Source organism: Pseudomonas sp. SIMBA_041, from assembly GCF_046535095.1.
Lineage (GTDB): Bacteria > Pseudomonadota > Gammaproteobacteria > Pseudomonadales > Pseudomonadaceae > Aquipseudomonas > Aquipseudomonas mucoides.
Genome location: NZ_JAWRXJ010000086.1, coordinates 1 through 362, shown reverse-complemented (window position 1 = coordinate 362; position 362 = coordinate 1). Strand labels below are relative to the sequence as shown.

Sequence of the window (362 nt, the reverse complement as noted above, 5' to 3'; positions counted from 1 at the left end):
ATGCTTTAATAAAATAGAGCAGACTTTAATAAAATAGCGCAGACAACGCCATTACCCATAAAACCATTAATAAACTTAACGCTAAGAACTGTGCTGCAGAGCCGACATCTTTTGCGATTTTTGCGAGCGGGTGTTTGGCGGTTGAAGTATGGTCAACGCAAGCTTCGATACCTGTGTTGATTAGCTCAACAATCAAGGATAAAAAAGAAGCGACGACCAGCATCATTTTTATACCAAGCGTAAAAGGCATAACGATGACAGCAGCTAGCAGTATAAGATTGAGCCACAAAACTTGTCTAAAAGCCGCTAGCATCAAAGCTGACGGTCACAAGGCCAGTGCTTTTGCTTGTCACGTAGGAGAC

The 362-nt window shown here is 42.3% G+C and carries 1 protein-coding gene; it reads right to left on the bottom strand.

Features of this window, described 5'->3' with window-relative positions; all coding sequences use genetic code 11:
• Positions 1–25: 25 nt before the first annotated feature.
• The gene (locus SB725_RS30335; protein ID WP_410923048.1) at positions 26–313 is read right to left on the bottom strand and encodes a diacylglycerol kinase; all 288 of its coding nucleotides are present in this window, start codon (positions 311–313) and stop codon (positions 26–28) included.
• Between the last annotated feature and the right edge of the window lie 49 nt (positions 314–362).

Bases quoted from the DNA above. Each gene is read 5' to 3' on its own strand.
- SB725_RS30335 (WP_410923048.1), bottom strand. From the start codon at position 313: ATGCTAGCGGCTTTTAGACAAGTTTTGTGGCTCAATCTTATACTGCTA.